Here is a 13,026-nt window from a genome sequence, read left to right on the forward strand (position 1 = left end):
GTCTTTGTTGTTTTTCAACTCATTCAACTTCGTTTGCTCATGAACCGAATATACCTATCACCAAGAGGACTGTTTGTGTTGGTCCTCCTGCTGTGCATGGCTAACCTCAGCTATGCGTCGAGCCACCGGGAAGCCCCCCTGATCTCCAACGATCCCCTGGCCGACAACACCGACGTCTACGCCTTCAAAAGCCCGGATGATCCGAACATGATCACCCTGATTGCGAACTACATCCCGTTCGAACTGCCCGAGGGTGGCCCCAACTACTACAGCTTCGGGCCAAACATCCGCTACGAAATTCACATCAAAAACAGGACAACAACTACCGGCGACGACATTACGTACCGGTTTACGTTCTCGAACACCAACGAAGACCCAACCACGTTTTTTAATATCCGGCTGGGTAAGCAGAACCTGAAAACCACCTACGTCTGCGAAAAAAGCACCGACGGTGGCGTCTCGTTCACCACCATCGTGGCTACGGGTGTGGTACCCCCGGCCAACATCGGGCCGCGCTCTATTGAAGACCCTACGCTGGGACTGAAAGCCGCCTCGTATGATGCCCTCGCGCAGGCCGCCATTGCCACGGCAACAAGTGGTGAGAAAGTGTTTTGCGGCCCGTCCGACGACCCCTTCTTTGTGGACCTCGCCGGTGCGTTCGACGTAGGCAACTTCCGTCCGGAGGGTAACGTGACCAACGCCCCCAAAGACGGGCTGGCGCGGTATAACGTGCATTCGATCGCCTTGAAAATTCCGGTAAACCTCCTGCAAAAAGACGGCAAAACCGTGTCGCAGGCGGCTAACATCCTCGACGGCGATTTTGTCATCGGCGTGTGGGCGTCGGCGAGCCGGCGGCAGATCAAAACGCTGGATGGCAACGGTGCCGCCCAGTTTTCGGGCAATTGGGTGCAGGTTTCGCGGTTAGGAATGCCCCTGGTCAACGAGGCTATTATTCCCGTAGGCATGAAAGACAAGTGGAATGCCACCACACCCAACAACGATCTTCAGTTTGCGTCGTATTTCACCAACCCCGAACTGGCGCTGTACATGGACGATTCGCAGTTTGGTGGCGCCGTGCCCTCGATGAAGGCCCTGCGCATTCAGCAGAACTCGCTGGGTTCGTTCGATTTCCGGAATCAGAAAGCAGGCTTGTTTGGCCTCAAAGGCTCGGCGGCAGTAGCCGGTACGGCCCTGGCCGAAGCGGCTTTTGGCGGGGTGTTGCTCCCCAACGGAACCAGCCCCCGCGCGGTAGATATTCTGCCCATTTTCTACACGGGTGTGCCCAATCTGGCTCCGTATCAACTGGCTACGGGTAAGAACAATAACCCGCTGGCCGCTGGTAAGCCGTTCATCAACAACTTCCTGCCCACGCTGGGCGATATGCTGCGGCTAAACATGGCTGTACCCGCTACCCCCCGCAACGACCCCAAGTTCAGTTCGCTGGGTCTGGTGGGTGCGGCGGTGCTGGGCCTGACCGATCCGGCCTACAACGGGTCGACTTCGCTCCAGATGATCCCGAACATGGATGGTTTTCCGAATGGTCGTCGGCTGGAAGATGATGTGACAACCATCGAGTTGCAGGCCGTATCGGGTGTGGTGCTGGCGGCTATCGGACTCTTCTACGACGACGCCACAACGCTGAAGCCGGTGTCGCCGAAGCTGGTTAATGTGCTGAGCTTCAACGCCGGACCGACAAAAAATGACACCACCTTCAGGGCTGGTTTCCCCTACGTACAAATTCCGTGGAGGGGTACCAACTACACGAAAAAAGCCAGATTCTGATCCCTCACTGTTACAATTATGAACAAGATGAACCGTCTTTTATACCTGATGGCAGTGGTGGCAATTGGTTGCCTGCGGCCGTCAACAACCCTGGCGTCGAGCCACCGCGAAGCGCCCCTGATTTCCAACGATCCCCTGGCCGATAATACCGACGTCTACGCCTTCAAAAGCCCCGTCAATGCGGAAAACATCGTGCTCATTGCCAACTACATTCCGTTTGAACACCCGGCGGGTGGCCCAAACTGGTACACGTTCGGTGAGAACATCCGCTACGAAATCCACGTCGATAACAACACTGCCACCAAAGGCGACGACATTATCTACCGGTTTACGTTTACGACAACCAACCAGGACCCAACCACGTTTTTCAATATCCGGCTGGGTAAGCAAAACCAGAAGACCACGTATACCTGCGAACGGAGCACCAACGGGGGCAACACCTTCACCGCCATCATTTCCAACGGTGTAGTACCGGCCAATAACATTGGCCCCCGCTCGATTGAGAACAAGACAGTGGGTCTGGGTGCGGCGTCGTATGATGCCCTGGCGCAACAGGCGATCACCACGGCCAGCACGGGCGAGAAAATCTTCTGCGGCCCGTCCGACGATCCATTTTTCGTTGACCTCGGCGGTGCCTTCGACGTGGGTGGTTTCCGTTCGGCAGCAACAGCTCGTGACGGACTGGCAAAATACAACTGCCACTCTATCGTGATCGAAGTGCCTACGGCAACGCTCCAGAAGTCGGGCAAGACTGTGGCGCAGGCCGCCAACATCCTGGATGCCGACTACGTGATTGGCGTGTGGGCCTCGGCCAGTCGCCCGGCCATTACTACGCTCAGCACCGACGGCACGGCCTCGCTGGTGTCGGGCAACTGGATTCAGGTGTCGCGGTTGGGTATGCCCCTGGTCAACGAAGCCATTATTCCCATTGGCATGAAAGACAAGTGGAACGCCTCGTACCCGTATGACGACGTGCAGTTTGCCCAGTATTTCAGCAATCCCGAACTGGCCCTGTACATGGACGATTCGCAGTTTGGTGGCGCCGTACCGGGCCTATCGGCCCTACGCGTTCAGACTAACTCGCTCGGCTCGTTCGACTTCCGGAACACAAAGTCAGGCCTGTTTTCGCTGAAAGGCACATCGGGCGTGACTGGTACGGCCCTAGATGATGCCGTCTTTGGCACTATTTTGCTGCCTAACGCTACCAGCCCCCGTGCGGTAGACATTCTGCCGATCTTTTATACAGGCGTGCCTAACCTGCGGCCCTACCAATTAGCAACGGGCAAAAACGGTAATCCACTAGCCGCCGGTAAGCCGTTCATCAACAACTTCCTGCCCACCCTGGGCGACATGCTGCGGTTGAACATGGCCGTGCCTGCTACCCCCCGCAACGATCCCAAGTTTAGTTCATTGGGTATTGTGCAGGCAGCGGTGCTGGGGCTGACTGATCCGCTCTACAACGGGTCGACGACGCTTCAGATGATTCCGAACATGGACGGTTTTCCGAATGGTCGTCGGCTGGAAGATGACGTAACAACCATCGAATTGCAGGCCGTGGGTGGTGTCGCGTTGGCAGCTATCGGGCTGTTTTATGATGACTACACAAGCGCATCACCCAGCCCGGTTACGCCGAAGCTGGTGAGTACGCTGACGTTCAATGGTGGCGTGACCAAAAACGACACGACGTTCAAGGCGAACTTCCCGTACCTGCAAAGCCCTTGGCGCGGTTTCAACGGCCCCGGCTACGAAGGTCCGTCGGTGATTACAGCGGTGGAACCAACGATCCTGAAAGCACCGGAAGCCGTAATGGTGGCCGGCCCTAATCCGTTCCAGTCGTCGGTGTCGCTGCGTTACAAACTGACCATCGACGGCAACGTGGTGATCAAGCTGGTAGGTGGCAATGGCCGACAAATCGACCTGCTCGATCAGGGCTACCAGACCGCCGGCAGCTACACCGTGCATTGGAACGGCAGCTATCTGGCTCCCCAACTGTGCCTGGCCACGCTGTCGGTTAATGACAAGCCGTATACAACGGTGAAGCTGTTGAAGCATTAGAAAAAGAGGTTAGCGGTTTGAGGTAGTGTGAGGCTCAACACTACCTCAAACCGCTAAAATTTACCTTTCCCCCATGAAACACATTATCCTCTTACTAGCCATAACCATTTGTTTGTCAGGCTGTAATCAGAAAAAAGACACTGCGGCGCAGGCTACCCACAGCTACGACATGCCCCCGCTGTTTGAGCGTACGGGTGAACTGGCAGCAGCGATTGAGTGGCCGCGCACGAAAGAGAAAGTTGCCGAGCTGACAAAGAAGATTAAAAAAGACCCCAGCGACGTGAAGTCCCGGTTGCAGATGGTGGTGATCTATTTGACCGAAGCCCGTATCACCGGCGAACACCCGTACTACTACCCCGCCATCCTGAGTATGCTGGACAAGGTGCTGGCCATCGACCCGAAAAACTTTGAGGCAACGACGTTCAAAGCATCCGTGAAAATGTCGCAGCATCAGTTTGCCGAAGCGCGGACCATTGCCATGGCAGCGCAGAAAATCAATCCGGCCAACGCGTATGTGTATGGTGTACTGGTCGACGCCAACGTGGAATTGGGTAACTACGAAGAGGCCGTGGCGATGTCGGACAAGATGCAGGTGCTGAAGCCTTCGCTGGAGTCGTATTCGCGGGCTTCGTACCTCCGCGAAATCTACGGCGATTACCCCGGCTCCATTGCGGCTATGAAGCTGGCGGTGCAGGCGGGTTTGCCCAGTTCAGAACCCCAGTGCTGGAGCAAAAACACGCTGGGCCACCTCTACGAAACCACGGGTCAACTTGCCAAAGCCGACGAGCAGTACACCGGTATCCTAAGCATGCGACCCAGCTACGCCTTTGCGCTGAGGGGCAAAGCACAGGTATACAAAGAGCAGAAACAGTATGACAAGGCGCTGGCCGAACTGGACAAAGCGGCTAAGATTATGCCCGAATTTTCATTCCACGAGGAGATGGCCGACATCTATACCCTACAGGGTAAGGCCGAAAAAGCCAAAGCCAAATACGCCGACGTGGTGAAGATGCTGGGCGATGATGCCCGGTCAGGCCATGTAGTGGACCTGGAAATGTGCAAGCTCTATACCAAAACGGGTCAGCTTGATTCGGCACTGGTGTATGGCCTGCGTGAATATGCCAAACGCCCCAAAAACATCGATGTGAACCATGCGCTGGCCTGGGTGTATTTCAACCAGAAGAACGTGCAGAAAGCCGAGCAACACATGCAGGTTGCCCTGCGTACGGGCCTGAAAGACCCCGAACTTCTCCAGCGCGCCGGGGCTATTGAACTGGCTCTGGGCAACGCGAACCAGGGAAATAAGCTGATTGCCGAAGCCCGCAAAACGAACCCCAGGTTTGTGTTGTAAGGTGGGGTATTTGGCGTGCTTGTTTATTGGCTTGGTTAGTTTTTTTGTCATCCCGACGTCAGGAGGGATCTACTTCCCCAGTGCACAATTCACTTGTAGGGAAGTAGATCCCTCCTGACGTCGGGATGACAAAAACGCGTCGGGATGACAAAAAAACTAAACAACTGCCTCTGAGTCAAGGTCTTGTTACGGTCTATCAACACCGGTATGAAACTACTTTTCCTGTTCTTTTTGCTGATCAGCACTAGTGCCTTTGCGCACCTTGGCAAGTTGTCGGGTACGGTTCAGGACCCGGTTACCCGGTTACCGCTGGTGGGGGTAACCGTGCAACTAACCGAACTCGGCAGAGCAACCCATACCAATGAACTGGGGCAATATTACTTCGATAAGCTCATCACCGGGTCGTATCACCTCACGCTGTCGCACGTAGGTTTTGCCACGCAAACAGTAGTTGTTTCCATTCACGACGACCAGACTACTACCGTCAGTACGTTGCTTACCAGTACTCCCCTGGAACTAAGCGAAGTGGTGGTGTCGTCGGCGCGGGCGCACGATCAGCAACTCATTAGCAGCCTCGATATTAAGGTCCGACCCATCACCAATTCGCAGGAGATTTTGCGGCTCGTGCCAGGGTTGTTCATTGGGCAACACGCGGGTGGGGGCAAGGCTGAACAGATTTTCCTGCGCGGTTTCGACCTCGACCACGGCACCGACATTCGCCTGACCGTCGATGGTATGCCGGTCAATATGGTGTCGCATGCGCATGGGCAGGGCTACGCCGACCTGCACTTTGTCATTCCTGAACTGGTAGAGGGCGTGGACTTCAAAAAAGGGCCATACCGGACCGATAAGGGCAATTTGGCCACGGCCGGCTGGGTCGATTTTCGCACCCGTACGGCCCTCGACAAGAGTTTTGTGAAGCTCGAAACGGGGCAGTACAACACCTACCGGGCCGTTGCGGGTATTGACCTGCTGGGCGAAAAAGGCCGGAATAATAACCAGTCGGCCTACCTGGCGTCGGAATATTCCTACACCAATTCGTATTTCGACAACCCGCAGCATTTCAGGCGGTTGAACGTGGTAGGCAAGTACCACGGGCACGTGGGCACCAACACCAATCTGACCCTGACCGGCTCCACGTTCTACAGCCAATGGAACCACTCCGGCCAAATCCCCGACCGGGCCGTGGCAGCGGGCCTGACCGATTTCTTTGGCTCCATCGACCCCACCGAAGGCGGCGAAACGAGCCGCACCAACCTGAATGCCCAACTCGTGACTGTGACGCCCCGTAACCGTGTGATGAAGCACCAGTTGTTCTACAGTAATTACAACTTCGAGCTGTATTCCAACTTCACGTTTTTCAAAGAAGATACCCTCAACGGCGACCAGATTCGGCAGAAAGAAGAGCGGAACCTATTTGGCTATACCGGCAGCTATGCTACCCAGACCACCGTAGGCCGCAGCACCTGGACGACCACCGTGGGCGTGCAGTATCGGCAGGACATTACCCACGGCACCGAACTGTCGCACACCAAAGACCGGGTGATTACGCTGGAGCGGAAAAATTACGGCAACATCAACGAAATCAACGCCGCCGCCTACGCCGATGAACTGGTGCAGCTCTCGGAGCGCGTCACGATCAACGCCGGGGTACGGGTCGATTATTTCCGGAGTCAATATGAAGATCTGCTGGCCCAGCCCCTGACCAAACAGCACGCCACGGCGGCCATCGTGTCGCCTAAACTGAACCTCTACTACACGGCCAGTCCCCGTTTGCAACTGTACCTCAACACCGGCAAAGGTTTCCATTCCAACGATGCGCGGGTGGTGGTGCCGCAGGGTGGCAAAGAGATTCTGCCTGCGGCCTATGGCTCTGATCTGGGCCTCATTGTGAAGCCGTCACCCAAACTGCTTATCAACGCTGCCGCCTGGTATTTGTGGCTGGCACAGGAATTTGTTTTCGTTGGCGATGAGAACGTGGTGGAGCCCAGCGGCCGGTCGCGGCGGTACGGTCTCGATCTGTCGGCGCGGTATCAACTCACTCACCACCTCTATGCCGACCTTGATGTGAATACGGCTACGCCCCGCGCCATTGGCGTGGAAGCGGGCAAGAGCTACCTCCCGCTGGCTCCAACCTTCACCTCTACGGGCGGGCTTTCGTTGCGAACCGAAACCGGATTCAGCGGCTCACTGCGCTACCGGTATATTGCCGACCGACCCGCCAACGAAGACAATTCTATTGTGGCGAAAGGCTATTTCGTGAACGACTTGCAGGCCAATTATAGCCGGAAAGCCTATACCCTGGGCCTGTCGGTGCAGAACCTGTTCAACGTGCGCTGGAAAGAAACCCAGTTTGCCACCGAAAGCCGGTTGCGGGGCGAAGCAGCCCCCATTACGGAAATATGCTTCACACCCGGCACCCCGTTTTTCGCCCGGCTGAGCCTGACGTATTCGTTCTGAATTGGCGCGTGTTGTCGTTCTGGCCTGATTGGGAATTGGGCCGCAGATTGATACTACGCTTCTACTTTCACGCCCTTCCAGAAAGCGACGTGGTCTTTGATCTGGCTGGCGGCGTCCTTTGGATCGGGATAGTACCAGGCGGCGTCGGGGTTGGTTTTGCCGTCGACGGTCAGCGAATAGTAGGAGGCAAGGCCTTTCCAGGGGCAGGTGGTATGGGTGCTGCTGTCGGTGAGGTATTCGGCCTTCACCGATTCTTTGGGAAAATAATGGTTGTTTTCAACCACAACGGTATTGTTGCTTTCGGCAATGGTTTGGCCGTTCCAGATCGCTTTCATCGTGCGTTTTGTTTGCGTTATCAGATAACTCTGTCCGGTGCAGTTTCGTTATAATGGCCCGATGGCAGGTCAGTAACCTTTCGGGCTACAAAGCGTTAGGTTTGCTGACACCTTTGTTTGTTCCATCATCACCTGCCATGCACATTCGTCCCGGTTATCTGTTTGCTTTTGTCCTGATTTGCCTGCTCATCTGCCGCACTACCTCGTCAACGCTGGCCCTTAGTTTCACCAGCCACCGCACCAGAAACATACCCTACCTGCCTGCCACCGCGCCCGGCTTTGATCCTGTCCGGCATCTGCTCGACGTGTATAGCCCCAACCGCGACAAAGCCACGACCAAGCCCGTCGTGGTGTTTATTCACGGGGGTAACTGGAACAGCGGCAACAAAAACATCTACTGGTTTATTGGTCGGCGGCTGGCTAAACAGGGCGTTGTGGCCGTGGTCATCAACTACCGCCTCGCGCCCAATGTGCAGGTGCCCGCCATGAGCAACGATTGCGCCCGCGCCGTGCAGTGGATCTCGCAGCACATCGCAGACTATGGCGGCGACCCCAACCGTATCTACGTCATGGGCCACTCGGCCGGGGGTGGACTGGCGGCGTTGCTGGCTACTGACGATGCCCTGTTTACGACATTGGGGATGCCAAAGAACCCCGTAAAAGGCGCCATCCTGGACGACCCCGCCGGGATTGATATGTACGATTTCCTGAAAGAAACCAAGAACCCTGCCGATAAGCAGTACCTCGTTTCATTCGGCACCGACCCTGAGGGCTGGCGGGCTGCATCGCCGCTGTTCAAGGTGCGGGCGGGCCTGCCGCCAATGCTGCTCTTTGCTGGTGGCGAGACGTACCCCAGCATTGCCGCCGGGACCAAAGCGTTTCACGAAAAGCTTGATGCTGTGGGCGTTATGAACAAATACCAGGTGTTGCCGGGTAAAAAACACGTACCCATGGTGAAGCAACTGTTCTGGAAACACAACATCATCTACCGCGACCTGCTGACGCTGGTAAAAGGGTAAAGTCATTCTGGTAGTTGCTACGCGTAGTCAACCTACCGCAATACCAGCCGCAACACACGACCCGGATTTTCAACCGACACGTAGATACTGCCGTCGGGGGCCTGCTTCACATTGCGGACGCGGTTGCCATCCAGCAGCTTCGACTCCCGAACCACCTTGTTGCCGTCCAGTTCCAGTCGGCTCAGGTAATTAAGGGCCAGACCGCCCACCAGCAGATTACCTTTCCAGCTTTTAAGCGAATCGCTGGTGACGAACGCCAGACCGCAGGGGCCGATAGACGGTGTCCAGGTGTGGATGGGGTTTTCGACACCCGCCATCGTGGGGCTGGCCGAGATCGTGGTGCCGTCGTAATTGATGCCATACGATACCAGCGGCCAGCCGTAGTTACTACCTTTTTTCAGGATATTCACTTCATCGCCACCCTTGGCGCTGTGTTCACTCTCCCACATGTCGCCGGTTAACGGGTTAGTAATCAGTCCCTGTGGGTTGCGGTGACCATACGAAAACACAGTAGTAGGGGCTGTGTTGCCGGGCAGGATGGGGTTGTCGGCAGGTATGGCACCACTATCGGTCATGCGGTGCACTTTGCCCCATTCGGTCTGCACATTCTGCGCGTTTTTGTTGGGCGAATTGACCCCGCCGTAGGTGCTGGGTCCGCCTTCGCCGATGCTCAGGTACAGCAGGCCGCTTTTGTCGAATTCGATCCGGCTGCCGTAGTGGCCTTTCCACTGGTTGGTGGCCGAGGCACGAAAGATCGTTTGCAGGTCGGTTAGGCGATTTTCGGTCAGTTTAAAACGAACCAGGTTGAGCTGCGTATTGGTGGTGCCTGCTGCTGAGGCAGCATAGCTGGCATAAATCCAGCCGTTGGCGGCGTAATTGGGATGAACGCGAATATCGAGCAAACCACCCTGCCCGCTAGTGTTGATATCGGTAGGCAGGCCCGTCAATTCCGTGACGGTCTCGCCTGACCGGCGGTACATACGGCCGCGCTTTTCACCGAAGATCAGGTCGCCGTTGGGCAAAAAATCCATCCCCCAGATGATCTCGTAACCCGTGAGCAGGGTTTTTGTCTGTACCGTTGGCGTGGTGGTCGTTGGGGGCGTAGGGGCATTGACCGGGTCGACGGTGCGGGTACAGGCCCACATGCCCAGGCAGCAGGTAATCAGTAGCAGGGAATTTTTCATGTGTTGAGTCGCATTGATATGCAGCTACTATAGTTTTTATGTATAACGCGTTTTCCGGTTAAACATATGAGGCCTTCCAGACCTTATACGATTGAAAACGATTAGTTAACCATGGCAGATCATATCAGAACGGCCCTTATCACGGGCGGCTCAAAAGGCATTGGCTACGGCGTGGCCGAAGCACTCATTAAAAGTGGCGTGAAAGTGGCTATTACCAGCCGGTCGCAGCAGGCAGCCGACGAAGCCGCCGCAAACTTGAATCAGCTTCACGAAGGCTACGCATTCGGCATGGCCGCCGACGTGCGCGATCTGGCCTCGCAGCAACGGGTTGTCGACGAAGTAGTTAAGCGGTGGGAACGATTGGATTACGTCATTGCCAACGCGGGCATAGGACACTTTGCACCCATCCAGGAGCTAACCCCGGAGCAGTGGCACGAAACCATCGACATCAACCTGACGGGGGCCTTCAACACGGCTAAAGCGACCCTTGCCGAATTGAAAAAGACGGAAGGCTATTACATCAGTATTGCCAGCCTAGCGGGCACGAACTTCTTCGAAAAAGGATCAGCCTACAATGCCAGTAAGTTCGGCTTGGTGGGCTTCACGCAGGCCATCATGCTCGATCTGCGCGCTGAGGGCATCAAAGTATCCACGATCATGCCCGGCTCGGTAGCCACTGAATTCGCCGACCACACGCCCAGCGACGCCGACGCCTGGAAAATCCAGCCCGAAGACATCGGCAAACTCGTGATCGACCTGCTGAGTATGCACCCCCGCACCCTGCCCAGCAAGATTGAAGTCCGGCCCACGATTCCGGGAGGAAAGAAATGATTTACGAGCGGTCCGCCGCTGCGGTTACGAGGTACGATTTACGATTTTTGCTGACGCTGCCTCAGTCTGCTAGTCTGCTCTGGTGTCAGCAAAAATCGTAAATCGTACCTCGTAATTCATAAATCAAACCATGCGTCACGTCGTCATTATTGGAAATGGGATTGCCGGGATCACCGCCGCGCGCGAGGTGCGGAAAGGGGCCGATGATAAAATCACCGTTATCTCGTCGGAAACGGATCATTTCTTCTCGCGCACAGCCCTCATGTACATCTACATGGGCCACATGACCTACGCGCATACGAAGCCGTATGAAGACTTTTTCTGGGCTAAGAACCGCATCGATCTTTTGCGGGCGCACGTGAACCGGATCGATTTTGAACAAAAAAAGCTCACCACCGACAATGGCACCGTTTTGACCTACGACGTACTGGTGCTGGCCCTGGGGTCGAAACCAAACCGGCCCGGTAGCCTCGGTACCAGCCTGCGCGGGGTGCAGGGCCTCTATGGCAAGCCCGACCTCGATCAGATGGAGCAGCTTACCGCCGAGGGCATCCAAAAGGCCGTAGTGGTAGGCGGGGGGCTAATTGGCATTGAACTCTGCGAAATGCTGCTCTCGCGCCACATACCCGTGTCGTTTCTGGTGCGCGAACCCAGCTTCTGGCGGTCGGTGCTGCCCGAAGAGGAGTCGCAGCTGGTGACGCGGCACATTCGGGCCCATCACGTAGACCTGCATCTGAACACAGAGGTGACCGAGCTGCATGACGACGGCAGCGGGCGGGTAGGGGCCGTAACGACCAAAGCAGGAAACCGCCTCGACGCGCAGTTTGTGGGCGTATCGGTGGGTGTATCAGCCAATATCGACTGGCTTCGGAATGGGCCTTTGGACGTTGACAGGGGCATTTTGGTAGACGAGATGCTTCAAACCAACCTCCCCGACGTCTATGCCATCGGCGACTGTGTGCAGCACCGCAACCCGCCCCGCAGCACCAACGGGGCCGTGCGCAGACCCACCGAACAGATCTGGTATACGGGCCGCATCATGGGCGAAACGCTGGCCAAAACCCTGCTGGGCAAACCGACGGTATACAACCCCGGTGTGTTTTTCAACTCCGCCAAATTCTTCGACATCGAGTACCAAACCTACGGCGACGTCCCGGCCAACCTTCCCGACGATGGTTCGCTGAAAACAGTCTATTGGGAACACCCCAACGGCGAAATTGGCATGCGGATCAACTGCCGCGCCGACAGTGGGGCCGTGACGGGCATGAACGCCCTTGGCATCCGTCAGCGCCAGGATGTCTGGACCAACTGGATTGAGCAAAGCCGCCCCATTCAGCACGTCCTGGAGCACCTCCCCCAGGCCAACTTCGACCCTGAATTCTTCCGCCAACATGAAGCCACTATCCTGGCCAAGTTCAACGCCGAAAACCCCGGCATGGGGGTTGAGCTGAAAGCAAAGAAAGGCTTATTCCAGCGGCTGTTTGCGTAGGTTAGCGTGTTATTCGGATCTGAAAAAACTACTTTTGATCGTATCAAATGATACTATCATGAACCCGCCCTACAGCATCACCACCTCTATACTGAAAGCAGTAGCAACCATCTCCGAGAAAATAGGTGAAGTAAACGCGAATTTTTTGACCAAACAGTCGCCGGAGCTTAGAAAACAGAATCGTATTCAGACTATCCAAGCCTCGCTGGGAATTGAAGGTAATACACTCTCAACCGATCAGATCACGGCCATCTTGGAAAACAAACGGGTCTTGGGACCCTGGAAAGACATCCAGGAAGTGATGAACGCCATTGCCGTTTACGACCGGCTAAGCGACTATAAGCCTGCTGATGAAAAAAGCTTTCTGGCTGCGCATAAACAACTCATGGCTAAGTTGTTGCCTGATGCTGGTGCCTACCGCAGACAAGGGGTTGGTATAATCAAAAGTGGACAGGTTGAGCACGTTGCACCACCTCGGCGACATATACAAAGAGCAACAAATAACTTGTTCGTGTAACAG

Annotated in this window: 10 protein-coding genes; 8 read left to right on the top strand and 2 right to left on the bottom strand. The window is 55.8% G+C overall.

Going from position 1 to position 13,026, the window contains the following annotated elements; translation table 11 throughout:
* Nucleotides 1-39: 39 nt before the first annotated feature.
* From J2I47_RS19055 to J2I47_RS19070, 4 genes are all read left to right on the top strand, one after another.
* Nucleotides 40-1,782 carry a DUF4331 domain-containing protein gene (locus J2I47_RS19055; RefSeq protein ID WP_207366189.1) on the top strand — a complete coding sequence of 581 codons (1,743 nt, stop codon included), beginning with the start codon at nucleotides 40-42 and terminating at the stop codon, nucleotides 1,780-1,782.
* 27 nt (nucleotides 1,783-1,809) lie between these two features.
* Nucleotides 1,810-3,837 (top strand): DUF4331 domain-containing protein, encoded by a 2,028-nt coding sequence (locus J2I47_RS19060; RefSeq protein WP_207366190.1) that lies wholly within the window; start codon nucleotides 1,810-1,812, stop codon nucleotides 3,835-3,837.
* A gap of 73 nt (nucleotides 3,838-3,910) precedes the next feature.
* Entirely contained in the window at nucleotides 3,911-5,188 is a 1,278-nt protein-coding gene (locus J2I47_RS19065; RefSeq protein ID WP_207366191.1) for a tetratricopeptide repeat protein, read from the top strand.
* A 207-nt stretch (nucleotides 5,189-5,395) separates the two neighbouring features.
* Nucleotides 5,396-7,648: a TonB-dependent receptor gene (locus tag J2I47_RS19070; protein ID WP_207366192.1), complete on the top strand. Its 2,253-nt coding sequence runs from the start codon at nucleotides 5,396-5,398 to the stop codon at nucleotides 7,646-7,648.
* A 53-nt stretch (nucleotides 7,649-7,701) separates the two neighbouring features.
* On the opposite strand, the gene J2I47_RS19075 is transcribed toward J2I47_RS19070, so the two are convergent.
* Nucleotides 7,702-8,004 (bottom strand): DUF427 domain-containing protein, encoded by a 303-nt coding sequence (locus tag J2I47_RS19075; RefSeq protein WP_510186178.1) that lies wholly within the window; start codon nucleotides 8,002-8,004, stop codon nucleotides 7,702-7,704.
* 116 nt (nucleotides 8,005-8,120) lie between these two features.
* Here J2I47_RS19075 and J2I47_RS19080 point away from each other — a divergent pair, with 116 nt between their 5' ends.
* Nucleotides 8,121-9,002: an alpha/beta hydrolase gene (locus J2I47_RS19080; RefSeq protein WP_207366194.1), complete on the top strand. Its 882-nt coding sequence runs from the start codon at nucleotides 8,121-8,123 to the stop codon at nucleotides 9,000-9,002.
* Between the two features lie 32 nt (nucleotides 9,003-9,034).
* Here the strand turns inward: J2I47_RS19080 and J2I47_RS19085 are convergent, their stop codons facing one another.
* Entirely contained in the window at nucleotides 9,035-10,186 is a 1,152-nt protein-coding gene (locus J2I47_RS19085; RefSeq protein WP_207366195.1) for a PQQ-dependent sugar dehydrogenase, read from the bottom strand.
* A 111-nt stretch (nucleotides 10,187-10,297) separates the two neighbouring features.
* Here J2I47_RS19085 and J2I47_RS19090 point away from each other — a divergent pair, with 111 nt between their 5' ends.
* The 3 genes from J2I47_RS19090 (at nucleotide 10,298) to J2I47_RS19100 (ending at nucleotide 13,023) form a co-directional block, all read left to right on the top strand.
* Nucleotides 10,298-11,017, top strand: coding sequence for an SDR family oxidoreductase (locus tag J2I47_RS19090; RefSeq protein WP_207366196.1), 720 nt, complete (start codon nucleotides 10,298-10,300; stop codon nucleotides 11,015-11,017).
* A gap of 130 nt (nucleotides 11,018-11,147) precedes the next feature.
* Nucleotides 11,148-12,506, top strand: coding sequence for an NAD(P)/FAD-dependent oxidoreductase (locus J2I47_RS19095; protein ID WP_207366197.1), 1,359 nt, complete (start codon nucleotides 11,148-11,150; stop codon nucleotides 12,504-12,506).
* A 58-nt stretch (nucleotides 12,507-12,564) separates the two neighbouring features.
* On the top strand, nucleotides 12,565-13,023 hold the full coding sequence (locus J2I47_RS19100; RefSeq protein WP_207366198.1) for a hypothetical protein: 459 nt from the start codon (nucleotides 12,565-12,567) through the stop codon (nucleotides 13,021-13,023).
* The last annotated feature ends 3 nt before the right edge of the window (nucleotides 13,024-13,026 follow it).

Source organism: Fibrella rubiginis, assembly GCF_017353185.1.
In the GTDB taxonomy this organism is placed as follows: domain Bacteria; phylum Bacteroidota; class Bacteroidia; order Cytophagales; family Spirosomataceae; genus Fibrella; species Fibrella rubiginis.

Excerpts from the sequence above, each read along its gene's own strand:
- J2I47_RS19090 (WP_207366196.1), top strand. The coding sequence starts at position 10,298 with ATGGCAGATCATATCAGAACGGCCCTTATCACGGGCGGCTCAAAAGGC.
- J2I47_RS19055 (WP_207366189.1), top strand. The coding sequence starts at position 40 with ATGAACCGAATATACCTATCACCAAGAGGACTGTTTGTGTTGGTCCTC.
- J2I47_RS19060 (WP_207366190.1), top strand. The coding sequence starts at position 1,810 with ATGAACCGTCTTTTATACCTGATGGCAGTGGTGGCAATTGGTTGCCTG.
- J2I47_RS19070 (WP_207366192.1), top strand. The coding sequence starts at position 5,396 with ATGAAACTACTTTTCCTGTTCTTTTTGCTGATCAGCACTAGTGCCTTT.
- J2I47_RS19100 (WP_207366198.1), top strand. The coding sequence starts at position 12,565 with ATGAACCCGCCCTACAGCATCACCACCTCTATACTGAAAGCAGTAGCA.
- J2I47_RS19085 (WP_207366195.1), bottom strand. The coding sequence starts at position 10,186 with ATGAAAAATTCCCTGCTACTGATTACCTGCTGCCTGGGCATGTGGGCC.
- J2I47_RS19080 (WP_207366194.1), top strand. The coding sequence starts at position 8,121 with ATGCACATTCGTCCCGGTTATCTGTTTGCTTTTGTCCTGATTTGCCTG.
- J2I47_RS19095 (WP_207366197.1), top strand. The coding sequence starts at position 11,148 with ATGCGTCACGTCGTCATTATTGGAAATGGGATTGCCGGGATCACCGCC.
- J2I47_RS19065 (WP_207366191.1), top strand. The coding sequence starts at position 3,911 with ATGAAACACATTATCCTCTTACTAGCCATAACCATTTGTTTGTCAGGC.